This is a genomic window from Streptomyces durocortorensis, assembly GCF_016901035.1.
In the GTDB taxonomy this organism is placed as follows: Bacteria; Actinomycetota; Actinomycetes; order Streptomycetales; family Streptomycetaceae; genus Streptomyces; species Streptomyces durocortorensis.
This window is the reverse complement of sequence record NZ_JAFEUF010000115.1, coordinates 1-22,163: the sequence shown is the minus strand read 5'-3', so window position 1 is coordinate 22,163 and position 22,163 is coordinate 1. Positions and strand designations below refer to the sequence as shown.

Genomic DNA, 22,163 nt, shown 5'->3' with positions numbered 1-22,163 from the left:
GGGGGAGGGGGAGTGGGGCGCTTCCGTACCCGGCCAGGTGGTCCCTGGGCTCCTGTCAGGCCCCGTTGCCGTCTTGCCCGTCGTCATCGGCCCTCCTCCCGTACGGGCTCGAAGGACGCCGCCACCGACGCCATGTCCCGTACCGCCGAAGGCTCGCGGCCGCCGCCCCGCTCCCGCCCTGTCGCCCCCGCCGGGGCGGCCGCCTCCGGGTCCTCCGGGGTCAGCAGCTCCGCGATGTCCAGCACGTGGTAGCCGCGCATCGAGGGCAGGCAGCTGCCCCGGACCGGGCCGATCGCGCCCGCCCAGTCCGGCGGAATGGCGCTCTCCCCGTTCAGCGCTCCGGCCAGGGCCCCGGCCACCGCCGCCGTCGTGTCCGCGTCCCTGCCCATGTTGACGGCCGTGAGCACCGCCGTCCGGAAGTCCCCGCGCGCCGCCGTGAACGCCCCGAACGCCAGGCCCACCGCCTCCGGCGCGAGGTCCGTCCACGGGTAGCCGGCGATCACCACCGCCGAGCGCACCGCACGCTCCATCGTGAGCCGGTCGGGGTAGGGGCGCTGGGCCGCCGCCACCGCCCGGCGCAGCGAGCGGGCCGTCCAGGAGTCCATCGGGACCACCGAGAGTGCGGCCGCGATCACCGAGGCGAGGCCCGAGCCGACCATGGCCGCCGCGACCCCGGCCGCCACCGCCTGGCCCCCGTAGATCCCCTCGCCCTCGTGGCTGACCCGGCCGTCCACCGCGACCAGCCGGGCCGCCTCGGACGGACGGCCCGCCGCGAAGACGCCGAAGGGCGCCGCCCGCATCGCGAGCCCGTCGCTCCAGGCGTGCCGGTGCTGGGCCGAGATCGGCGCGGCCAGGCCCCGGCGGAGGTTCTCCAGGGTGCCGCGCTCGCTGAACCCGGCCCCCCGGAACGGGCCCTCGTCCAGATCGGCGATCCAGTGGTGCCAGGCCCGCTCCACATGGGTGACGTCGAGCGCCGAGCCGTGCCGGGCCAGCAGCAGCCCGGAGAAGATCGCGTACTCCGTGTCGTCGGTGCCCGCCGGGTCGTCGCTCACGAACCCCTCGATCCGCCCCCAGCGGCTGCGGATCTCGGAGGGCCGCAGGTTCTCCGCCGGGGCGCCGAGCGCGTCCCCGACCGCCAGCCCCAGCAGCGCACCCCTGGCCCGGTCATTGCCGATGGTCGTATGCATCGCGCACCCTTCCGCTCGTCCGGCGAGTCCGAGCCCGAGTCGGACCGGGTCCGTTTCCGGGCCCTGTCCGCATCTGTGCCACGCGGAGGGCCGGGGGAGGCGGAAATCGCCGGGAAAGGGGCCGGTCGGATGACGGGCGGGATAGCTGAGGCTGACCTTTCTTCCCAGGTCACAGGGGTCGTAGGGCAGCCTTGCCTTCCTGGCGGCGGACCCTCGGACGGCGTACATTGGACTTTGTCGAAAGTTGTACTGAGTTTGGGGAGTAGCGAGTCGTGGCCATCATCGAGACCGACGCCGTCCTGCACGAGGCGCACCGGGACAACCACACCCACCGGGATGTGAACGGCGGCTGGCTGCGCCCCGCCGTCTTCGGCGCGATGGACGGCCTGGTCTCCAACCTCGCCCTGATGACCGGCGTCGCCGGCGGTGCCGTCTCGCAGCAGACCATAGTGATCACCGGGCTCGCGGGTCTTGCCGCCGGGGCGTTCTCCATGGCGGCGGGCGAATACACCTCCGTCGCCTCCCAGCGCGAACTGGTCGAGGCCGAGCTGGACGTCGAGCGCCGCGAGCTGCGTAAGCACCCCAAGGACGAGATGGCCGAGCTGGCCGCGCTCTACGAGTCCCGGGGCGTGGACGCCCCGCTGGCCCGCGAGGTCGCCCGGCAGCTGTCGCGCGACCCGGAACAGGCGCTGGAGATCCACGCCCGCGAGGAACTCGGCATCGACCCGGGCGACCTGCCCTCGCCGTTGGTCGCCGCCGTCTCGTCGTTCGGCGCGTTCGCGCTGGGCGCCCTGCTGCCCGTCCTGCCCTACCTCCTCGGCGCGAGCGCCCTGTGGCCCGCCGTGCTGCTCGCGCTCCTCGGCCTCTTCGCCTGCGGCGCGGTCGTGGCCCGGGTGACGGCCCGCAGCTGGTGGTTCAGCGGTCTGCGCCAGCTCGCCCTCGGTGGTGCGGCGGCCGCGCTGACGTACGGGCTCGGCACCCTGTTCGGCGTCGCCGTCGGGTGACCCCCGCGGGGCGGCCCGGTGAACGGCGTAACCGGGCCGCCCGAGCAGCGCAACGCTCCGGCAACCCGTGTGACGTACGTCTTGGCGCCGCCCACTGGGCGTGACGGGCTGCACAGCCGTAAAATGAGACGCTATGCAGCGCTACACATAAGTAGCCGTTACTCGGTGGTTTCGTTTCCCCGGCCACCGGGCAAGAGCCGTAAGCACCGCAGGCAACGACGCCTGCTCTCTGCGACTCCCGGGCGCCGATCGTTCCGACAGCGACCCACCTTCTGGTCAGCCGGTCATCTCTGGTCACCCAGTCACTTCCGGTCACCACGGTGTCCGTATGTTGGAACAAGCCTTCCGCTTCTTGAGAAGCGCCCCATCATGTAACCTGCACGAAATTTCGCAGAGGGCCAACGTCGTCCCTCGGCACCGCAAATGCCACGACGACGACGGGAGAGCCGATGCGTATCGACGCCTGGTCGCCCATGGACGGTCGCCCCGCCCAGCAGGGGATGTACGACCCCCGTAACGAGCACGACGCCTGTGGCGTCGGGTTCGTGGCCACTCTGACCGGTGTGGCCAGCCATGAGCTGGTCGAGCAGGCGCTGACCGTACTGCGCAACCTCGAACACCGCGGCGCCACCGGCTCCGAGCCCGATTCCGGCGACGGCGCCGGCATCCTCTGCCAGGTCCCGGACGCCTTCCTGCGCGCCGAGACCCCTTTTGAGCTTCCCGAGGCCGGCTCGTATGCCGTGGGCATCGCCTTCCTCCCCGCCGACGACTCCACCGAGGCCGTCCGCACGATCGAGAAGATCGCGACCCAGGAGGGCCTGAAGGTCCTCGGCTGGCGCGACGTCCCGGTCACCCCCGAACTTCTCGGCAACGGCGCGCGCGCCACCATGCCGACCTTCCGCCAGGTCTTCGTCGCCGACGGCGAGTCCACCGGCATCGTCCTGGACCGCAAGGCGTTCGTCCTGCGCAAGCGTGCCGAGCGTGAGGCCGGGGTGTACTTCCCCTCGCTCTCCGCCCGCACCCTCGTCTACAAGGGCATGCTCACCACCGGGCAGCTGGAGCCGTTCTTCCCGGACCTCTCCGACCGCCGCTTCGCCTCCACGGTCGCGCTGGTCCACTCCCGGTTCTCCACCAACACCTTCCCGAGCTGGCCGCTGGCCCACCCGTACCGCTTCGTCGCGCACAACGGCGAGATCAACACGGTCAAGGGCAACCGCAACTGGATGAAGGCCCGCGAGTCCCAGCTCGCCTCCAGCCTCTTCGGCCAGGCGCAGCTCGACCGGATCTTCCCCGTCTGCACCCCGGACGCCTCCGACTCGGCCTCCTTCGACGAGGTCCTGGAGCTGCTCCACCTCGGCGGCCGCTCGCTGCCGCACGCCGTGCTGATGATGGTCCCCGAGGCGTGGGAGAACCACGACTCGATGGACCCGGCCCGGCGCGCCTTCTACCAGTACCACTCCGCGATGATGGAGCCCTGGGACGGCCCGGCCTGCGTCACCTTCACCGACGGCGTCCAGGTCGGCGCGGTCCTCGACCGCAACGGTCTGCGCCCCGGCCGCTACTGGGTCACCGACGACGGCCTCGTCGTCCTCTCCTCCGAGGTCGGCGTCCTCGACATCGACCCGGCCAAGGTCGTCCGCAAGGGCCGCCTCCAGCCCGGCCGGATGTTCCTCGTCGACACCGCCGAGCACCGCATCATCGAGGACGACGAGATCAAGGCGTCCCTCGCCGCCGAGCAGCCCTACCAGGAGTGGCTGGAGACCGGCGAGATCGAGCTGAGCGACCTGCCCGAGCGTGAGCACATCGTGCACACCCACGCCTCGGTCACCCGCCGCCAGCAGACCTTCGGCTACACCGAGGAAGAGCTCCGTGTCATCCTCGCGCCGATGGCCCGCACCGCCGGTGAGCCGCTCGGCTCCATGGGCACCGACTCGCCGATCGCCGCGCTCTCCGCGCGCCCCCGGCTGCTCTTCGACTACTTCACCCAGCTCTTCGCCCAGGTCACCAACCCGCCGCTGGACGCCATCCGCGAGGAGCTCGTCACCTCGCTGCGCTCCTCGCTCGGCCCGCAGGGCAACATCCTGGAGCCGACCGCCGCCGCGGCCCGCAGCGTCACGCTGCCCTTCCCGGTGATCGACAACGACGAGCTCGCCAAGCTGATACACATCAACGCCGACGGCGACATGCCGGGCATGAAGGCCGCCACGCTGGCCGGCCTCTACCGGGTGAGCGGCGGCGGCGACACGCTCGCCGCCCGTCTCGACGAGATCTGTACCGAGGTCGACGCCGCCATAGAGGACGGCGCCCGACTCATCGTCCTCTCCGACCGGCACTCCGACGCCGAGCACGCGCCGATCCCCTCGCTGCTGCTCACCTCCGCCGTCCACCACCACCTCATCCGCACCAAGCAGCGCACCCAGGTGGGCCTGCTGGTCGAGGCCGGGGACGTCCGCGAGGTCCACCACGTCGCGCTGCTCATCGGCTACGGCGCCGCCGCGGTCAACCCGTACCTCGCCATGGAGTCCGTCGAGGACCTGGTCCGCGCCGGCACCTTCATCGAGAACATCGAGGCCGAGCAGGCCATCCGGAACCTGATCTACGCGCTCGGCAAGGGCGTCCTGAAGGTCATGTCCAAGATGGGCATCTCCACCGTCGCCTCCTACCGGGGCGCGCAGGTCTTCGAGGCCGTCGGCCTGGACGAGGCCTTCGTCGCGACGTACTTCAACGGCACCGCCACCAAGATCGGCGGCGCGGGCCTGGACGTCGTCGCCAAGGAGGTCGCCGCCCGGCACACCAAGGCGTACCCCGCCTCCGGCATCGCGGCCTCGCACCGCGCGCTGGATATCGGCGGCGAGTACCAGTGGCGGCGCGAGGGCGAACCGCACCTGTTCGACCCGGAGACGGTCTTCCGCCTCCAGCACGCCACCCGCAACCGGCGCTACGACATCTTCAAGCAGTACACGGACCGGGTGAACGAGCAGTCCGAGCGCCTCATGACGCTCCGCGGCCTCTTCGGCTTCGACTCCGGCCGCGAGCCGATCTCCATCGACGAGGTCGAGCCCGCGTCCGAGATCGTCAAGCGGTTCTCCACCGGCGCCATGTCGTACGGCTCGATCTCCCGCGAGGCGCACGAGACGCTCGCCATCGCGATGAACCAGCTCGGCGGCAAGTCCAACACCGGCGAGGGCGGCGAGGACCCCGACCGCCTGTACGACCCGGAGCGCCGCTCCTCCATCAAGCAGGTCGCCTCCGGCCGCTTCGGTGTGACCAGCGAATACCTGGTCAACGCGGACGACATCCAGATCAAGATGGCCCAGGGCGCCAAGCCCGGCGAGGGCGGCCAGCTGCCCGGCCACAAGGTCTACCCGTGGGTCGCCAAGACGCGTCACTCGACGCCCGGCGTCGGCCTCATCTCGCCGCCGCCGCACCACGACATCTACTCCATCGAAGACCTCGCCCAGCTGATCCACGACCTCAAGAACGCCAACCCCGTGGCCCGCATCCACGTGAAGCTGGTCTCCGAGGTCGGCGTCGGCACGGTCGCCGCCGGTGTCTCCAAGGCGCACGCGGACGTCGTCCTCATCTCCGGTCACGACGGCGGAACGGGCGCCTCCCCGCTCACCTCCCTCAAGCACGCGGGCGGCCCCTGGGAGCTCGGCCTCGCCGAGACCCAGCAGACCCTGCTGCTCAACGGCCTGCGCGACCGCATCGTCGTGCAGACCGACGGCCAGCTCAAGACCGGCCGCGACGTCGTCATCGCCGCGCTGCTGGGCGCCGAGGAGTTCGGTTTCGCGACCGCGCCGCTCGTCGTCTCCGGCTGCGTCATGATGCGCGTCTGCCACCTGGACACCTGCCCGGTCGGTATCGCCACCCAGAACCCGGTGCTCCGCGACCGGTTCTCCGGCAAGGCCGAGTACGTCGTCAACTTCTTCGAGTTCATCGCCGAAGAGGTCCGCGAGATCCTCGCCGAGCTGGGCTTCCGCTCCATCGAGGAGGCCGTCGGCCACGCCGAACTCCTCGACACCGACCGGGCGATCACCCACTGGAAGGCGCAGGGCCTGGATCTGGCTCCGCTCTTCCACGTGCCCGAGCTGCCCGAGGGCGCGGTCCGCCACCGGATCATCGAGCAGGACCACGGTCTGACCAAGGCGCTCGACAACCAGCTGATCAAGCTGGCCGCCGACGCGCTGGGAGCCGACAGCACCGAGGCCGCCCGGCCGGTCCGGGCCCAGGTCGCGATCCGCAACATCAACCGGACCGTCGGCACGATGCTCGGCCACGAGGTGACCAAGAAGTTCGGTGGTCCGGGCCTGCCCGAGAACACCATCGACATCACCTTCACCGGCTCGGCCGGCCAGTCCTTCGGCGCGTTCGTGCCGCGCGGCATCACCCTGCGCCTGGAGGGCGACGCCAACGACTACGTCGGCAAGGGCCTCTCCGGCGGCCGTGTGATCGTCCGCCCGGACCGGGGCGCCGACCACCTCGCCGAGTTCTCCACCATCGCCGGCAACACCATCGGCTACGGGGCGACCGGCGGCGAGATCTTCCTCCGCGGCCGCACCGGCGAACGCTTCTGCGTCCGCAACTCCGGGGCCCTCGTCGTCTCCGAAGGCGTCGGCGACCACGGCTGCGAGTACATGACCGGCGGCCACGCGGTCGTCCTCGGCGAGACCGGCCGCAACTTCGCCGCCGGTATGTCGGGCGGTGTCGCGTACGTCATCGACCTGAACCCCGACAACGTCAACGTCGGCAATCTCGGCGCGGTCGAGGAGCTGGACGACACCGACAGGCAGTGGCTGCACGACGTCGTGCGCCGCCACCACGAGGAGACCGGCTCCACCGTCGCCGAGAAGCTCCTCGCCGAGTGGGACACCGCCGTGACCCGCTTCAGCAAGATCATCCCGTCCACGTACAAGGCAGTGCTCGCCGCCAAGGACGCCGCTGAGCTCGCCGGTCTCTCCGAGCAGGAGACCACCGAGAAGATGATGGAGGCGGCGACCCATGGCTGACCCCAAGGGCTTCCTGACCACCGGACGCGAGGTCGCCCAGACCCGCCCCGTGGCCGAGCGCGTCAAGGACTGGAACGAGGTCTACGTTCCGGGCTCGCTGCTCCCGATCATCAGCAAGCAGGCCGGCCGCTGCATGGACTGCGGCATCCCGTTCTGCCACAACGGCTGTCCGCTGGGGAACCTCATCCCCGAGTGGAACGACTACGCCTACCGCGAGGACTGGACCGCCGCCTCCGAGCGGCTGCACGCCACGAACAACTTCCCGGAGTTCACCGGGCGGCTGTGCCCGGCCCCCTGCGAGTCGGCGTGCGTGCTCGGCATCAACCAGCCGGCCGTCACCATCAAGAACGTCGAGGTCTCCATCATCGACAAGGCGTGGGAGAGCGGCGACGTCACCCCGCAGCCGCCCGAGCGCCTCTCCGGCAAGACCGTCGCGGTCATCGGCTCCGGACCGGCGGGACTCGCCGCCGCCCAGCAGCTGACCCGGGCCGGCCACACCGTCGTCGTCTACGAGCGCGCGGACCGCATCGGGGGCCTGCTGCGCTACGGCATCCCCGAGTTCAAGATGGAGAAGTCGCACATCAACCGCCGCATCGAGCAGATGCGCCTGGAAGGCACCAAGTTCCGTACGGGGGTGGAGATCGGCCAGGACATCGACGCCGCCAAGCTCCGCCGCCGCTACGACGCGGTCGTCATCGCGGCCGGCGCCACCGTCTCCCGCGACCTGCCCGTTCCCGGCCGTGAGCTGGGCGGCATCCACTTCGCGATGGAGTACCTGCCGCTCGCCAACAAGGTGCAGGAGGGCGACCTCACCGTTCCCCCGATCACCGCCGAGGGCAAGCACGTCGTCGTCATCGGCGGCGGCGACACCGGCGCCGACTGCGTCGGCACCGCCCACCGCCAGGGCGCGGCCTCCGTCACCCAGCTGGAGATCATGCCGAAGCCGGGCGAGGAGCGGAACCCCGGCCAGCCGTGGCCGACCTTCCCGATGCTCTACAAGGTCACCTCCGCGCACGAGGAGGGCGGCGAGCGGGTCTACTCCGTCTCCACCACCCACTTCGAGGGCGACGAGGACGGAAACGTCGCGGCCCTCCACCTGGTCGAGGTCGAGTTCAAGGACGGTAAGCTGGAGCAGAAGCCCGGCACGGAGCGGCGCATCCCCGCGCAGCTCGTCACGCTCGCCATGGGCTTCACCGGAACCGACCAGTCCAACGGTCTGGTCCAGCAGTTCGGCCTGGAGCTCGACCAGCGCGGCAACGTCGCCCGCGACGAGAGCTACGCGACCAACGTCGACGGCGTCTTCGTCGCCGGTGACGCGGGACGCGGCCAGTCGCTGATCGTCTGGGCGATCGCCGAGGGCCGCTCCGCCGCCCGCGGAGTGGACCGCTTCCTGACCGGGACCAGCGCCCTGCACGCGCCGATCCGCCCGACGGACCGGTCCCTGCTGGTCTGAGCACCACCCGGGTTCCCCCTGGGCCACGCGGCCCGGGGGCACCCCCTTGATACGTCCCGTACAACGGCGTACGGAACTGAACGCGGCGCCTGCCTGTCCCCGACCGGACTCAGCGGGCGCCGTGGCGCGTCCGGGGCCGTTTTCCCCGGGGGCGACGGCGACTTTCCCCCGGGGCGGCGGCCTCGACAGCGGACGGGCGGGCCGGTGGGGAGGGCCGTGTGCCCGGGGCCCGGCCGTGGCCTACGCTCGAACTCCGCAGAACGCGGAACGCGGAACGCAGAGCGGGGGAAGCCGTCATGCACGGCGTGAACACGGTGGGCGCAGGCCCGGCCATCAGCCTGACCAAGGTGCAGGAGACGGCTCCGGCCCTGGTCAGCCTCTACAAGAGCGCCGGGGTCTCGCTGGAGAAGCACGGGCTGGGCGGTCACCGCGCGGCCGTCTACCTCGTCATCGACTACTCCGGCTCGATGAAGCCCTACTACCGGGACGGCAGCGTCCAGGCGCTGGCCGACCGGGTGCTGGGCCTCTCGTCCCACCTCGACGACGACGGCACGGTTCCCGTCGTCTTCTTCTCCACCGACGTCGACGCGGTCACCGACATCGCCCTCGACAACCACCACGGCCGGATCGAGAAGATCGCGGCGGGCCTCGGGCACATGGGGAAGACCAGCTACCACCTGGCGATGGACGCCGTCATCGACCACTACCTCGACAGCGGCTCCACCGCGCCCGCCCTGGTCGTCTTCCAGACGGACGGCGGGCCGATCAACAAGCTCGCCGCCGAGCGCTACCTCTGCAAGGCCGCCAAGCTGCCCCTGTTCTGGCAGTTCGTCGGTTTCGGCAACACCCGCAGCAGCCAGTTCGACTTCCTGCGCAAGCTCGACGAACTGGCCGTCCCCGCCAAGCGGCCCGTCGACAACGCCGGGTACTTCCACGCGGGCCCGGACCCCCGGCAGGTCCCGGACTCCGAGCTGTACGACCGGCTCGTCGCCGAGTTCCCGCTCTGGCTGGCCGCCGCCCGGGAGCAGGGGATCGTCCGGTGACCGTGACGATCCTGCGCGCCGCCGACCGCACGCCCGTCCCCTGGAAGAACGGCGGCGGGACCGTCCGGGAGATCGAGGCGGGCCCCGAGGGCGCGGGGACGGACGCCTTCGACTGGCGGGTGAGCCTCGCGGACGTCACCGCCGACGGCCCCTTCTCCGCCTTCCCTGGCGTGGACCGCATCCTGACCGTGGTCGAGGGCGCGGGCATGGACCTCGTCGTCGGCGGCGAGCACCACATCGTCGACGAGCCGCTGTGGCCGCACGGCTTCCCCGGCGACCTGCCCACCGAGGGCTTCCTGCTGGGCGGCCCGGTCGTCAACCTCAACGTCATGTACCGCAGGGCCCGTACGCGGGCGGAGACCGCCGTCATCTGCGGTACGGTCCGCCTGCTGCCGCCGGAGGGCGGCGCGGTGCTGGCCGTCTCCCTGGACGACGGCGCGGAGCTGGAGGGCGGGAGCGATGGTGTCCGGCTGGACCGCTACGACGCGGTGCTGGCGGCGGGGGAGTCGCCGGGGGTGCTGCGGACGATGGGCCAGGCGGTGCTGATCACCTTCTCGGGCGGGTGAGGGTCCGCGATCGGGCGGGGATATCGGACAGAAGGTGTCGGGTATCCGGTGTTCCATGGCGCCCATGACGTCTTCTTCACCTCTTTCCTGGGACGGCTTCGCCGCCGCCGAACCCGAGTTCGCCGACACCGTGCAACGCCGCTTCCGCCTCTACAAGCACCACGTCCTGGCCACCCTGAGGAAGGACGGCTCGCCCCGGGCCACCGGCCTGGAGGCCGACTTCCGCTTCGGCGAGATGCTGCTCGGCATGATGCCGGACTCCCTCAAGGCCCTGGACCTGCGCCGCGACCCGCGCTTCTCCCTCCATGCCAACCCGGGCCCGGACGCCGAGATGAACGACGGGGACGTCCGGGTCAGCGGCCGGGCCGTGGAGATCACCGACCCGGAGGTGATCGCCCGCTTCATCGAGGAGGCGACCCCGCCGGAGCCCTTCCACCTCTTCCGCGCGGAGCTGACCGAGGTGGTCCGCATCGGGCTCGACAGCGACGAACTGGTCATCCAGTCCTGGCGGCCGGGGCAGCCGCTGCGCACGGTACGCCGGAAGTGACCACGGCCCCTGCGGCCGGGGCGGGCCGGCCGCAGGCCACTCACCCCGCCAGTACCCGGGCCCGGCAGGCGGACGGCGTCCCCCAGGCGTCCCGCAGCGGCGGGCCCCGGCGCAGCCACCACGCGAGGTCCAGCTCCTCGGTGTAGCCGATCGCGCCGTGTGCCTGGAGCGCGGTGCGGGCCGCCGCGTACCCGGCCTCGCCCGCCGCCACCTTCGCCGCCGCGACCGCCGGCCCGGGACCGACCCCGGTCGGCCCTCCTCCCGCTCCCGTCCCCGCCTCGGGCGGCCCTCCGGCCGTTCCCGTTCCCGCGCCGGTCGGCCCTCCTCCCGCTCCCGTCCCCGCGCCGGTCTCAGGGGTTGCCTCGGCCAGCTTCACCGCCGCCCCGAACACCAGCGGGCGCGCGAACTCCAGGCCGAGCAGGGTGTCCGCGAGCCGGTGCTTGACCGCCTGGAAGGAGCCGACCGGCACGCCGAACTGGGTGCGCTGCTTCACGTACGCCACCGTCGCCCGCAGCAGCTCCTCCCCGCAGCCCAGCGCGAGGGCCGCCGTGGCGAAGGTGGCCGCGTCGCCCGCCGCCCTGGCCGCCGCCCGTATCGCCGGGCCCTTGGCGACCGGGGCGCCGCCCGGCTCCGGGCGGAACAGCCGGCGCGCCGGATCCGCCGACGCCGACAGCTCCCCGGGCCCCGGTGCGAGCCGCAGTTCGTCACCGGTCACCGTGAACACCGCGTCCGCCGCGTCCGCGTCCAGGGCGTACGGCCCGTACCCCTCCAGGGCCAGCGAAACCACCGCCGTACCCGACGCGATCCTCGGCAGCCACTCCTCGGCCACCGGCCAGCCCGCCCCGGCCAGCAGCGCCACGGCCGCCAGGGTCTCCGCCACCGGTCCTGGCACCGCGTGCCGCCCCAGCTCGACGCAGGCGACGGCCGCCTCCACGGGCAGCGGCCCGACACCCCCGTACGCCTCCGGCACCGCGAGCGCGAACACCCCGGCGTCCGCGAGCCGCCCCCACAGGGCCCGCCCCGGACCGTGGTCCCCGGCGGCCCACGCCCGTAGCACCGCCGGAGTGCCGGCCGCCGTCAGCAGCGCGTCCAGGGAACGCCCGAACTCCCGCTGTTCGTCGGTGAGCAGGAAACCCATCAGCGCCGTCCCCTCGGCAGGCCGAGCAGCCGCTCGGCGATGATGTCGCGCTGGATCTCGTTCGTCCCGGCGTAGACCGGACCGGCGAGCGCGAAGACGTACCCCTCCGCCCACGCGGTGTCCGCCAGCTCCGCGTCCGGGCCCAGCAGATCGAGGGCCGTCTCGTGCAGGCCGATGTCGTAGTCCGACCAGAACACCTTGTTCAGGCTGGACTCCGGCCCCAGCGTCGCCCCCGCCGCGAACCGGGCCGCCGAGGCCGCCGTGAACAGCTGGTACGCCCGCGCCCCGATCACCGCGTCCGCCACCCGGTCCCGCAGCGCCGTGTCCGCCGGATCGCCCACGTCCCGCCACAGCGCCCGCAACCGGTCGGCGGCGGCCAGGAAGCGGCCGGGGGAGCGGAGGGTGAGCCCCCGCTCGTCGCCCGTCGCCGACATCGCGATCCGCCAGCCCTGCCCCGGCTCCCCGATGACGTCCTCGTCCGGTACGAAGACCTCGTCCAGGAAGATCTCGGCGAAGGCCGGCTTCCCGTCGAGCCGCCCGATCGGACGGACCGTGACCCCGGGGTCGCGCAGCCCGAACATCAGATACGTCAGCCCCTGGTGCGGTTTCGCGGCCCCCGGGTCCGTACGGAAGATGCCGAACGCCCGGTCCGCGAACGCCGCCCGCGACGACCACGTCTTCTGCCCCGACAGCAGCCAGCCGCCTTCCGTGCGCACCGCCCGCGAGCGCAGCGCCGCCAGATCCGACCCGGCCTCCGGCTCCGACCAGGCCTGCGCCCAGATCACCTCGCCGCTCGCCATCGGCTCCAGCACCCGGGCCCGCTGCCCGGCCGTGCCGTGGGCGAGGAGCGTCGGGGCGAGGAGGCTGATCCCGTTCTGCGACACCCGGCCGGGCGCGCCCGCCGCCCAGTACTCCTCCTCGAACGCCAGCCAGCCGAAGAGATCCGCGCCCCGGCCCCCGTGCTCCCTCGGCCAGGAGACAACCGACCAGCCGCCCCCGTACAGCTCCGCCTCCCACCTCCGGTGCGCGGCGAACCCCTCCTCGGTCTCCAGGGACGGCAGCGGCCGGGCCGGTACGTGGTCCCGCAGCCAGGCCCGGGCCTCGGCCCGCAGCGCTTCGGTCCGTGCCGTCCGGTCCAGATCCATGACGCGCCCGCCTTCCGGGTAGCTCGCCGCCGACTGTTCCCTAACAAGTGTTTGGTAGGTTAACGTACGACCCCTACGCCGTCGAGAAGCGGGGGAACGGGAGAACGGGCCATGAGCGCGAGCGCACCGCCGTACCTGCCGGGACACGGGCTGCTGGCCGGCCGCGCCGCCGTCGTCACCGCCGCCGCCGGAGCCGGGATCGGCGGAGCGACCGCCCGCCGCTTCCTGGAGGAGGGGGCGCGTGTCGTCATCGGCGACGCCCACGCCCGCCGGCTGGAGGAGAGCGCCCACGCCCTCGCCGAGGAGTTCGGCCCCGACCGCGTCACCCACCTGACCTGCGACGTCACCGACGAGGAGCAGGTCGCGGCCCTCTTCGCCCACGCCGAGCGCGTCCACGGCGGCCTGGACGTCGTCGTCAACAACGCCGGCCTCGGCGGCACCGCCGAACTCACCGAGATGACCGACGGCCAGTGGACGAAGATCCTCGACGTCACCCTGAACGGCACCTTCCGCTGCACCCGCGCCGCACTGCGCTCCCTCAAGGCCGCCGGGCGAGGGGGCGTGATCGTCAACAACGCCTCCGTCGTCGGCTGGCGCGCCCAGCGCGGCCAGGCCCACTACGCCGCCGCCAAGGCCGGCGTCATGGCCCTCACCCGCTGCGCCGCCGTCGAGGCCGCCGACTACGGCGTACGCGTCAACGCCGTCGCCCCCAGCCTCGCCATGCACCCCCACCTCGCCAAGGTCACCTCCGCCGAACTGCTCGCCGAACTCACCGAGAAGGAGGCCTTCGGCCGGTACGCCGAACCCTGGGAGGTCGCCAACGTCATCGTCTTCCTCGCCAGCGGCTACTCCTCGTACATGACCGGCGAGGTCGTCCCCGTCAGCAGCCAGCATGCGTGAGCACCGACATGGGCACCTGCGGGAACACACAGGCCGCGGGCGGACAATGGCCGGGTGCCTACCAAGAAGAAGCCCCAGGTGACCCCCACGCCGGAGCGACGCCGTGAACTGCTCGCCACCGCCGCCGAGGTCTTCGCCGCCCAGGGATACAACGCCACCACCGTGCGCCGCATCGCCGACGAGGCCGGGATGCTCGCGGGCAGCCTCTACTACCACTTCGATTCCAAGGAATCGATGGTCGACGAGATCCTCTCCACCTTCCTCGACGAGCTCTGGCAGGGCTACGACGCCGTCCTGGCGGCCGGGCTCGGCCCGCGCGAGACCATCGAGGCCCTGGTCACCGAGTCCTTCCGGGAGATCGACCGGCACCGCCCCGCCGTCGCGATCTACCAGAAGGAGTCCAAGCACCTCGCCACCCAGCCCCGCTTCGCCTACCTCGCCGACTCGCAGACCAAGTTCGAGAAGGCCTGGCTCGGCACCCTGGAACGCGGCGTCGCCGAAGGCGTCTTCCGCGACGACCTCGACATCCGCCTCACCTACCGCTTCGTCCGCGACACCGTCTGGGTCGCCGCCTCCTGGTACCGGCCCGGCGGACACCACAGCCCCGAGGAGATCGCCCGTCAGTACCTCTCGATGGTGCTGGACGGCATCGCCCTGCGCACCTAGCCGTACGTCCCTCCTGCCTGCGTGAGGAGCAGCAGCCATGACCGAGGCCTACATCGTCGAAGCGGTACGCACCCCCGTCGGACGGCGCGGAGGAGGCCTCGGGGCCGTCCACCCCGCCGACCTCGGCGCCCACGTGCTCCGCGAGCTGGTCGCCCGCTCCGGCGTCGACCCGGCGGCCGTCGAGGACGTCGTCTTCGGCTGCCTGGACACGGTCGGACCGCAGGCCGGCGACATCGCCCGTACGTCATGGCTCGCCGCCGGACTGCCCGAGGAGGTCCCCGGCGTCACCATCGACCGGCAGTGCGGCTCCTCCCAGCAGGCCCTCCACTTCGCGGCCCAGGGCGTCCTCTCCGGCACCCAGGACCTCGTCGTCGCGGGCGGCACCCAGAACATGACCCAGATCCCCATCGCCTTCGCCTCCCGCCAGGCCGCCGAACCCCTCGGCCTCACCCAGGGGCCGTACGCGGGCAGCGTGGGCTGGCGGGCCCGGTACGGCGACGCCCCCGTCAACCAGTTCCACGGCGCCCAGCTCATCGCCGAGAAGTGGGGCATCAGCCGCCGGGACATGGAGGAGTTCGCCCTCACCTCGCACCGCCGGGCCGTCCGCGCCGCAGACGAGGGCCGCTTCGACCGCGAGACCGTCGTGTACGGGGACGTCACCGCCGACGAGGGGCCGCGCCGCGACACCACCCTGGAGAAAATGGCCGGACTGCGCCCCGTCGTCGAGGGCGGCACCATCACCGCCGCCTGCTCCTCCCAGGTCTCCGACGGGGCCGCCGCCCTGCTCATCGCCTCCGAGCGGGCGGTCGCCGAACACGGCCTCACCCCCCGGGCCCGCATCCACCACTTGTCCGTACGGGGCGAGGACCCCATCCGGATGCTCTCGGCCCCGATCCCGGCCACCGCGTACGCCCTGAAGAGGACCGGCCTCACCCTCGACGCCATCGACCTCGTCGAGATCAACGAAGCGTTCGCCCCGGTCGTCCTCGCCTGGCTGAAAGAGACCGGTGCGGACCCCGAACGGGTCAACGTCAACGGCGGGGCCATCGCCCTGGGTCACCCGCTCGGGGCAACCGGCGCCCGGCTGATGACGACCCTGCTGCACGAACTCGAACGCACCGGCGGCCGCTACGGGCTCCAGACGATGTGCGAGGGCGGCGGGCAGGCCAACGTCACCATCGTCGAGCGGCTCTGAGTCGCCTGCCGTCCGCCAGCCGTCCCTCTCCCGTACGCCCTCTGGTCAGCCACGTTTCTTCTGCGGCGGCGCGGCGTGATCCACCGCCGCGGGAGAGGACGTGCTAGGGTGTTTCCCGTTGCAGTTTTGGTACCCATGAACTTTATGTGCGCCTGACGGGAATGCTTCCTCAGGCGCTTTATTGTTTTCCGGCTTTCTCCGGATGGGGCTCAATGCGGCGACTTGGAATCCGTAAAGTGCGGATTTCCGGCACTGCACCTCTTTTAGGAGAATGACATGGCTACTGGCACCGTGAAGTGGTTCAACTCGGAAAAGGGCTTCGGCTTCATCGAGCAGGACGGCGGCGGCGCCGACGTCTTCGCCCACTACTCCAACATCGCCACCTCGGGCTTCCGTGAGCTCCAGGAGGGCCAGAAGGTCTCCTTCGACGTCACGCAGGGCCAGAAGGGCCCGCAGGCGGAGAACATCACCCCCGCCTGATCACTCGGGCAGCACTACGCAGCTGGGGCCCGCACCTTGGGGTGCGGGCCCCGGCTCGTTGTCGTTTCCGGGGCCCGCGCCGCGCGCCCCTCGGCGAAGCCGCGTCCGGTGCGTTGATTCCCGGCGGCCGGGCTTCGTTTTCTTTTGTCATTTCATCGGCTCGTTCTTGCGATTCTGGGTGCCGTTCACGGTCTCTTCCCGAAAAGAATCCCTCGATACGTGCCCTATCGAGGAAAGGTTCTGCATGAACCGCGAACGCACACCCCGCTCGAACGACCGATTCTCCCGCACCCGCTCCGGCGGCGGCCCCCGCTACTCCGGCGGTGGCGGCGGCGAGCGCCGGGCCGCGGGCTTCGGCGGCGGACCCAAGCGGTCCGGCGGCTCGGGCCGGTCCGGTGGCTACGGCCGCCGCTCCGCCTCCGGCGTCAAGGGCGAGTTCGCCCTGCCGGTGACCGTCACCCCCGCCCTCCCCGCCGTCGAGACCTTCGACGAGCTGGAGATGCCCGCACCACTGAAGGCGGCGCTGGTCGCCCAGGGCGTGGCGGTGCCCTTCCCGATCCAGGGGGCCACCCTGCCGAACTCGCTGGCCGGCCGGGACGTCCTGGGCCGCGGCCGCACCGGCTCCGGCAAGACCCTCGCCTTCGGCCTCGCGCTGCTGGCCCGCACCGCAGGCCGCCGCGCCGACGCCAAGCGCCCGCTCGCCCTGGTCCTCGTCCCCACCCGGGAGCTGGCCCAGCAGGTCACCGACGCGCTCACCCCGTACGCCCGGTCGCTGAAGCTGCGCATCGCCACCGTGGTCGGCGGCATGTCGATCGGCCGCCAGGCGAGCGCGCTGCGCGGCGGGGCCGAGGTCGTCGTCGCCACGCCGGGCCGCCTCAAGGACCTCATCGAGCGCGGCGACTGCCGGCTGGACCGGGTCACCATCACCGTCCTCGACGAGGCCGACCAGATGGCCGACATGGGCTTCATGCCGCAGGTCACCGAGCTGCTCGACCAGGTGAACCCGGACGGGCAGCGGATGCTGTTCTCGGCCACCCTGGACCGCAACGTCGACCTGCTGGTGCGGACGTACCTGAAGGACCCGGTCGTGCACTCCGTCGACCCGGCCGCCGGCGCCGTCACGACGATGGAGCACCACGTCCTGTACGTCCAGGGCACGGACAAGTACGCGACCACGACGGAGATCGCGGCCCGTGAGGGCAGCGTGATCATGTTCCTGGACACCAAGCACGCCGTGGACAAGCTCACCGACCACCTGCTGCACAGCGGGGTCCGGGCGGCGGCGCTGCACGGGGGCAAGTCCCAGCCGCAGCGCACCCGCACCCTGGAGCGGTTCAAGACCGGGCACGTCACCGTGCTGGTCGCCACCAACGTCGCGGCGCGCGGCATCCACGTCGACAACCTCGACCTGGTCGTCAACGTGGACCCGCCGAGCGACCACAAGGACTACCTGCACCGCGGCGGCCGTACCGCGCGGGCCGGGGAGTCCGGCAGCGTCGTCACGCTGGTGCTGCCCAACCAGCGCCGCGAGATGACCCGGCTGATGGCGGACGCCGGGATCACCCCGCAGATCGCCCAGGTCCGCTCCGGCGAGGCCGAGCTGAGCCGGATCACCGGTGCGCAGGCGCCCTCCGGCGTACCGGTCGTCATCTCCGCACCGGCCAAGGAGCGCTCCGGCCGCGGTGGCGGCGGCGCGTTCATGGGCCGCGGCACCAAGCGCGGCGGCGGGGCCCCGGCCCGGCGCGGCCGTCCCGGGGTGCCGACGCCCGAGGCCCGGGCGGCCGCAACGCAGCGCCGGAACAACCGCGCCGCGTGACGTGAGCGGACGGCGGTCCGCCGCCGGCCGCCGAAGAGCGCTCAGGCGTCTCTCTGTAACAAGTGGCCGGACGCCCGGCGTCGGTCCCCGCCACGGCGCCCGGTGCCGACGAAGATCCCCTGCATGAAGAGGAAGCTGACCGCGTTAGGCGTGACGGTGGTGGCGTCGGTGCTGCCCGCCACCACCGCTGCCCACGCCGACGAGACGCACACCGGATCCCACAACGGTTCGCAGGTGGCCCTCATCGCGACGGGCCAGATCGACGATCCGCTGGAGGACGTCCTGGAGCACGTCGCGGTGCTCGGCAGGACCGTCGTCATGGATCACTGACACCGGCCGTTCGGCGGCGTCTCAGGACGCCCGGGCGGCCGGTGGTTTCTGCCGGGCCCACGCCATGCGCGACTCCAGCAGCGGGCGCAGCAGCCGCCGGACCGGGGGCGTGCACAGCAGGGTGATGACGGCGATCGCGCCCAGGGTGACGGTGACCGTGCCCAGCGTGGTCTCGAAGAACGGGTCCTCGTAGAACCCCCCGTACTTCAGGCCCCGGACGACGAAGCCGTGGAGCAGGTACCCGTACAGCGTGCAGGTGCCCAGCGCGGTCATCCAGCTCTTGCCCTTGGGCACCCAGGCGAGGAAGCACGCGCCCAGCACGATCGCGCCCAGGAACAGCAGCACGGTGACGGTCGGCCCGGTCCACTCGGCCATGTCCATCCGGTCGGTGCTGCTCTTGCGGTAGAACCACCCGGTGGACGTCCGGGGCACCAGCCAGTACGCCACGAGCAGCCCGACGGCGAACACCGGCACCGAGACGACGCGGACCCAGGTGGAGCGCAGCAGCTGGAAGTGTTCCGGGCGCAGCCGCAGGCCGAGCACGTAGAACGGCAGGAACTGCAGGATGCGCTGGATCTGGAGGGATCCGTCGGCGGCCGGTGACAGCGTCGCGAGGGCGGCGATGGCGAGGGAGACCAGCACCGGGAAGCGGATGGCCTGCCAGAGGGGGGTGGACAGCCGCCAGAGGAACAGGGCGGGCAGGAACCACAGCAGCCAGTAGGGCGACAGCGGCGAGAGGGCGTAGTCCGGCTTGTCGGCCACCCGCTCGAAGAGCGTGTAGAGCACCTCGAACAGGACGTAGGGCACCAGGAGGCTGGTGACCAGCTTCCACACCCGGTCCGGCCGCAGCTCGAAGTTCCGCGAGAAGTAGCCCGCTATGAGGATGAAGACGGGCATGTGGAACGTGTAGATGAAGGTGTACGCGGCTTCCACGATGCGGCCCGACGGCAGCGGCTCCCACGCGTGTCCGATCGCCACCAGAACGATCGCCAGGTACTTCGCGTTGTCGAAGAAGTGGTCCCGGCCGTCGGAAGGCGGCTTTCCGGTCTCCGGGGCGCCGGCAGCGGCGGCGGGACGCGGCTGCTCGGAGGTGGTGAGGGGCAGCTGAGGCATCCTGACACCCTAGAACGCGCAGGAGTTCCCTCCAGCCACTGTGTCCCGCATCACCGGATCGAACCTGCCCTTCCCGTCAGGCGCGCCCGGCCCGCCCGGGCGGCGGCTGGGCGCTCCCCTCGGCGTCCAGGTGCGGCAGGATCCGGTCCAGCGGGCCGGGGATCCACCAGGCGGCCCGGCCCAGCAGGGTCATCACCGCCGGGACCAGCAGCAGCCGTACGACGGTGGCGTCGATGAGCACGCTGGCGGCCAGCCCCAGGCCCAGCATCTTCACCACGATGTTGTCGCTGATGACGAACGCGGCGAAGACGCTCACCATGATCAGCGCCGCGCAGGTGATGACCCGGGCGGTGATCTCCAGCGCGTGCGCCACGCTCGCGCGCGGATCCCCGGTGCGCACCCACGCCTCGTGGATGCGGGAGAGCAGGAAGATCTCGTAGTCCATGCTCAGCCCGAAGACGATCGCGAACATCATCATCGGCACATAGCTCTCGATCGGGACGTCTCCCGACACCCCCAGCGCCGGGCCGCCCCAGCCCCACTGGAAGACCGCCACCACGACCCCGTACGAGGCGGCGATCGACAGGACGTTGAGCACGGCGGCCTTCACCGCGACGAGCAGGCCCCGGAAGACGGCCAGGATCACCAGGAACGCCAGGCCCACGACGACCGCGATGATCAGCGGCAGCCGGCCGGCGACGATGTCCAGGAAGTCGACCTGGGCGGCGGTCGTGCCGGTGACGTACGTGCTCGCGTCGTAGCCGGAGACGGCCTGGGGCAGGACGTCGTCGGTGAGCCGGTTCGTCAGGGAGGTGGTCCGCTCGTCCTGCGGGGCGGCCACCGAGTAGGCGGTGGCGGTCAGCACGTCGCCGTCCGACGTGGCGGTCAGCTGGGTGATCACTTCGGCGTCCGGTACGTCCGTCAGCGCCTTCTGCGCCTGGTCGGCGAGGGCGGAGCGGTCGCCGGAGGACACCTTGCTCTGGTCGATGACCAGGGTCAGCGGGCCGTTGGAGCCGGGGCCGAAGGCGCTCGACATCAGGTCGAAGGCGCGCCGGTCGGTGAACGACTTCGGGTCGGCGCCGTCGCCGATGTGGCCGAGCTGGATGAAGAAGAGGGGGAAGGAGAGGACGGCCAGCAGCACCACTCCGCCGGCCAGGAACCACCAGGGCCGCCGCTCCACCCGCTGCGCGTACCGGTGCCAGCCGCCGGGCTCCGCGCCGTGCCCCGGGGCGGCCGCCGCGCCGGGCTCCGAGCCGGGCGCTGTGCCGTCCGCCGCGCCGCCCGCCGCCTCGTCCGGGGCCGGTACGGTCTCCGCCACCGGTTTCCGTACCCGTAGCCGGTCGATGCGGCGGCCGATCAGACCGAGCACCGCCGGTACGAGCGTGAGGGCGCCCGCCACCGCGGTGACGACGGTGACCGCCGCGGCCAGGCCCAGCTTGCCGATGAACCCGATCCCGGAGACCCACAGCCCCGACAGCGCGATGATCACCGTGCAGCCGGAGAGCAGGACGGCGTGCCCGCTGGTGGCGGCGGCGTTCCCGGCGGCCGTCACCGGGTCCTGACCGTCGACGAGGTTCTGCCGGTGCCGGGTCACCAGGAAGAGGGCGTAGTCGATGCCGACGCCGATCCCGATCATCGTGGCGAGCGTCGGGGAGACGGTCGCGAAGGTCGCGGCGGCGGCGAGGAGGCCGAGCAGCGCGAGCCCGCACAGGGCGCAGATCAGGGCGGTGACCAGCGGCAGCACGGCGGCCAGCAGGCTGCCGAAGCCGATCAGCAGGACCACGATCGCCACCCCGAAGCCGATCGCCTCGCTGGTGCGGTCGCTCGGCTCGGGCCGGGCCAGCTCGCCGAGCGATCCGCCGTACTCCACCGTCACCCCGGCCGACCGCAGCGGCTGCACCGCGTCGTCGACCCCGTCCAGGTAGGACGGATCGAGCGTGGAGGGCTGCACGCTGAACCGGACGGTGATGTAGGCGGTCTTCTGGTCCGTGGAGAGCGGCCCGGTGTTCGGATCGGGCGGCGGGGGCGGGGTGGAGCCGGACGACGGCAGCGGGTTCTGCGCGGACAGGACGTCCGGGAGCTTCTGGAGGTCGGTGACGGCCGTGGCGACCTGGTCGGAGACCGAGGTGAGCGGCTTGTCCGCGTCGTGCAGGACGACTTGGGCGCTGTAGCCGCCCGCTTGCGGCGCGTGCGCCTTCAGGACGTCGAGGCCGTCCTGCGACTGGGTGCCGGGCAGTGAGAAGTCGTCGGAGTAGTCGCCGCCGTACGCGTGCTGGAGGACCTGGAGCCCGGCGAGCGCGGCCACCCACAGGATGAGGACGGTCACGAAGTGCCGGGCACACCACTCGCCGGTGCGGCGCAGCGCACCCCGGTGCTGCGGGGCGGCCGCCCGGTCCGTGCGGGCCTGTGACGACGGCATGCGGCTCTCTCCTGCCTTCTGCCCCGTTCCGGCTTCTGCCGGGACGTCCCGGGACGCCTGCGCGGGCTCGCTGACTTCGCATTCAACGGCTCCGGCCGTCGCCCGGCACGCCGGTGCGGGGGAACGGGTGACGCGGGGGCCCGGGGGAAGGG

General features: G+C 72.0%; 17 protein-coding genes. 12 read left to right on the top strand and 5 right to left on the bottom strand.

Going from position 1 to position 22,163, the window contains the following annotated elements; translation table 11 throughout:
- Window positions 1-83 precede the first annotated feature (83 nt).
- The gene (locus tag JS521_RS21220) at window positions 84-1,187 is read right to left on the bottom strand and encodes an ADP-ribosylglycohydrolase family protein (RefSeq protein ID WP_205084532.1); all 1,104 of its coding nucleotides are present in this window, start codon (window positions 1,185-1,187) and stop codon (window positions 84-86) included.
- Between the two features lie 272 nt (window positions 1,188-1,459).
- On the opposite strand from JS521_RS21220, the gene JS521_RS21215 reads away from it, so the two are divergent.
- The 6 genes from JS521_RS21215 (at window position 1,460) to JS521_RS21190 (ending at window position 10,809) form a co-directional block, all read left to right on the top strand.
- Entirely contained in the window at window positions 1,460-2,191 is a 732-nt protein-coding gene (locus JS521_RS21215; protein ID WP_205084531.1) for a VIT1/CCC1 transporter family protein, read from the top strand.
- A gap of 449 nt (window positions 2,192-2,640) precedes the next feature.
- Window positions 2,641-7,200 carry a glutamate synthase large subunit gene (gene gltB / locus JS521_RS21210; RefSeq protein ID WP_205084530.1) on the top strand — a complete coding sequence of 1,520 codons (4,560 nt, stop codon included), beginning with the start codon at window positions 2,641-2,643 and terminating at the stop codon, window positions 7,198-7,200.
- Complete coding sequence (locus JS521_RS21205) at window positions 7,193-8,653, top strand: glutamate synthase subunit beta (RefSeq protein ID WP_075266918.1); 1,461 nt, start codon at window positions 7,193-7,195, stop codon at window positions 8,651-8,653. The genes gltB and JS521_RS21205 overlap by 8 nt, the downstream gene beginning before the upstream one ends.
- A gap of 296 nt (window positions 8,654-8,949) precedes the next feature.
- The gene (locus JS521_RS21200; RefSeq protein ID WP_205084529.1) at window positions 8,950-9,696 is read left to right on the top strand and encodes a vWA domain-containing protein; all 747 of its coding nucleotides are present in this window, start codon (window positions 8,950-8,952) and stop codon (window positions 9,694-9,696) included.
- Complete coding sequence (locus tag JS521_RS21195) at window positions 9,693-10,262, top strand: HutD/Ves family protein (protein WP_205084528.1); 570 nt, start codon at window positions 9,693-9,695, stop codon at window positions 10,260-10,262. Before JS521_RS21200 ends, JS521_RS21195 begins: the two co-directional genes overlap by 4 nt.
- A 55-nt stretch (window positions 10,263-10,317) precedes the next feature.
- Window positions 10,318-10,809, top strand: a complete 492-nt coding sequence (locus tag JS521_RS21190) for a pyridoxamine 5'-phosphate oxidase family protein (protein WP_205084527.1) — start codon at window positions 10,318-10,320, stop codon at window positions 10,807-10,809.
- Between the two features lie 40 nt (window positions 10,810-10,849).
- Here JS521_RS21190 and JS521_RS21185 read toward each other — a convergent pair whose 3' ends face one another.
- Both JS521_RS21185 and JS521_RS21180 read right to left on the bottom strand, forming a co-directional pair.
- On the bottom strand, window positions 10,850-11,947 hold the full coding sequence (locus tag JS521_RS21185) for an acyl-CoA dehydrogenase family protein (RefSeq protein WP_205084526.1): 1,098 nt from the start codon (window positions 11,945-11,947) through the stop codon (window positions 10,850-10,852).
- Entirely contained in the window at window positions 11,947-13,092 is a 1,146-nt protein-coding gene (locus tag JS521_RS21180) for an acyl-CoA dehydrogenase family protein (protein WP_205084525.1), read from the bottom strand. Before JS521_RS21180 ends, JS521_RS21185 begins: the two co-directional genes overlap by 1 nt.
- A gap of 111 nt (window positions 13,093-13,203) precedes the next feature.
- Here JS521_RS21180 and JS521_RS21175 point away from each other — a divergent pair, with 111 nt between their 5' ends.
- The 6 genes from JS521_RS21175 to JS521_RS21150 all read left to right on the top strand — a co-directional run bounded on the left by JS521_RS21175 (window position 13,204) and on the right by JS521_RS21150 (window position 18,479).
- Window positions 13,204-13,992, top strand: a complete 789-nt coding sequence (locus JS521_RS21175) for an SDR family oxidoreductase (RefSeq protein WP_205084524.1) — start codon at window positions 13,204-13,206, stop codon at window positions 13,990-13,992.
- 54 nt (window positions 13,993-14,046) lie between these two features.
- On the top strand, window positions 14,047-14,658 hold the full coding sequence (locus tag JS521_RS21170; RefSeq protein WP_205084523.1) for a TetR/AcrR family transcriptional regulator: 612 nt from the start codon (window positions 14,047-14,049) through the stop codon (window positions 14,656-14,658).
- 37 nt (window positions 14,659-14,695) lie between these two features.
- Window positions 14,696-15,853, top strand: a complete 1,158-nt coding sequence (locus JS521_RS21165; protein ID WP_205084522.1) for an acetyl-CoA C-acetyltransferase — start codon at window positions 14,696-14,698, stop codon at window positions 15,851-15,853.
- Window positions 15,854-16,129: 276 nt separating this feature from the next.
- Window positions 16,130-16,333, top strand: coding sequence for a cold-shock protein (locus JS521_RS21160; protein WP_205084521.1), 204 nt, complete (start codon window positions 16,130-16,132; stop codon window positions 16,331-16,333).
- A gap of 244 nt (window positions 16,334-16,577) precedes the next feature.
- On the top strand, window positions 16,578-18,149 hold the full coding sequence (locus JS521_RS21155) for a DEAD/DEAH box helicase (protein ID WP_205084520.1): 1,572 nt from the start codon (window positions 16,578-16,580) through the stop codon (window positions 18,147-18,149).
- Between the two features lie 123 nt (window positions 18,150-18,272).
- Complete coding sequence (locus JS521_RS21150; RefSeq protein WP_205084519.1) at window positions 18,273-18,479, top strand: hypothetical protein; 207 nt, start codon at window positions 18,273-18,275, stop codon at window positions 18,477-18,479.
- 21 nt (window positions 18,480-18,500) lie between these two features.
- On the opposite strand, the gene JS521_RS21145 is transcribed toward JS521_RS21150, so the two are convergent.
- Together JS521_RS21145 and JS521_RS21140 are read right to left on the bottom strand one after the other, a co-directional pair.
- Complete coding sequence (locus JS521_RS21145) at window positions 18,501-19,592, bottom strand: acyltransferase family protein (protein WP_205084518.1); 1,092 nt, start codon at window positions 19,590-19,592, stop codon at window positions 18,501-18,503.
- A gap of 76 nt (window positions 19,593-19,668) precedes the next feature.
- On the bottom strand, window positions 19,669-22,011 hold the full coding sequence (locus tag JS521_RS21140; protein ID WP_205084517.1) for an MMPL family transporter: 2,343 nt from the start codon (window positions 22,009-22,011) through the stop codon (window positions 19,669-19,671).
- Window positions 22,012-22,163 lie beyond the last annotated feature (152 nt).